Origin of the sequence: Flavobacterium sp. UGB4466 (assembly GCF_903469665.1) — a bacterium.
GTDB classification, from domain to species: Bacteria; Bacteroidota; Bacteroidia; order Flavobacteriales; family Flavobacteriaceae; genus Flavobacterium; species Flavobacterium lipolyticum.
Window position 1 is genome coordinate 1 of sequence record NZ_CAGKLC010000255.1, and the last position, 719, is coordinate 719.

Sequence of the window (719 nt, forward strand, 5' to 3'; positions counted from 1 at the left end):
ATAGAACACATCAGAAAGATTGATTACAAGAAAAGATCTTTTGTCAAAGAGATAACGCTCGATATGGCTAATTCCATGAAGCTAATCTCTAAGAAATGTTTTCCTAAAGCCATACAGGTTACAGATCGGTTCCATGTTCAAAAATTAGCACTCGAAGCAGTACAAGAGATTAGAATCAAACATCGCTGGGAAGCTATGGACTTTGAGAATCAATCGATACTACAAGCCAAATTAGAAAACAAAACATACATTCCCCAGCTTTTACCTAACGGAGATTCTGTTAAACAGTTATTAGCCAGAAGCAGGTATCTACTTTATAAATCTCGCGAAAAATGGACTCGGAGCCAGGAAGAAAGAGCACAAATGGTATTTGAACTATATCCTGACATTAAAACAGCTTACAATTTAAACCAACAGCTTCGAGGAATTTACAATAACTACAATGACAAACATATTGCCATGACCAAACTGGCACATTGGTATAGAAATGTAGAAGAATCAGGTTTTAAAAACTTTAATATTCTACTCAATACCATAACTATTAATTATCAGTCAATCTTAAACTATTTTGATAATAGAAGCACAAATGCTTCGGCAGAATCTTTCAATGCTAAAATAAAAGCTTTTAGAAGTCAATTTAGAGGAGTGAGCAATATAGATTTTTTCTTGTTCAGATTATCTAATCTTTTTGCTTAATCCCCAACTTTTGAACCTGATCC

General features: G+C 33.7%; 1 protein-coding gene. It reads left to right on the plus strand.

All coding sequences use genetic code 11. From position 1 onward, the window contains the following. Nucleotides 1–696, plus strand: a 696-nt coding sequence (locus JO950_RS21950; RefSeq protein ID WP_202704544.1) for a transposase, incomplete at its 5' end; no start/stop codon positions are given. Nucleotides 697–719: the final 23 nt, after the last annotated feature.